Raw genomic sequence first — 666 nt, forward strand, 5'->3', positions numbered from 1 at the left:
AAAAAACCTCGCTGTGGCGGGCAGATGTCTTGGTCGCTTACTCATCCTGTTCGAGATTTTTGCGCCATGCCGCCTGAGCACTGCTCCTGTCCGCACCTATGCTCGACGCCTCATCCCGGCGAGAAACTCCCAATAACGATCCTAAATTTAGCGAAAATAGCCTGTGTGGAGAATGTATATGAGTTTCTGTATGAACGGGCGAAGTATATGAGTATCAGTTCTGGCCAAGTCGTGATTAAATGTGCCCATGGACTTTACAGGCCCTTCACAGATGAGCATGGGTAGCGGTGTGCGCGTGGGCGTCTCGAGGGGTGTGTTGTGAGGTCTGGGTAGAGGTCGAGGTCTCCAGGATGGGTAGCGACCAAGCAACCCGATCCATGAAGGCCTCGACGTGTCTCATGCTATCTGCGCGCCGGCGTGCGCGCTCTTCGACCTGCCCGACGTCCATGTCAGGGCCGTGGAACGCGGACCACGCTCGTTCACCGTGGTGGTGGAGACTTTTCCGACGCTGGTGGGGTGCCCGTCCTGCGGGGTGCTCGCCACCGGCCACGGCCGCCGGGAGGTCGTGCTCCACGATCTGCCCTGCGCTGGGGTGCCCGTGCGGGTGGTGTGGCGCAAGCGGATCTTCAGGTGCCGGGAGGACGCCTGCGAGGTCGTGACGTTCAG

The 666-nt window shown here is 60.2% G+C and carries 1 protein-coding gene; it reads left to right on the forward strand.

Annotated features, from left to right (window positions below):
- Positions 1-391: 391 nt before the first annotated feature.
- The coding region (locus AS25_RS02685; RefSeq protein ID WP_253270450.1) for a transposase family protein at positions 392-666 on the forward strand (275 nt) is incomplete at its 3' end.

This window comes from Kocuria marina (assembly GCF_000786655.1).
GTDB lineage: Bacteria > Actinomycetota > Actinomycetes > Actinomycetales > Micrococcaceae > Kocuria > Kocuria marina_A.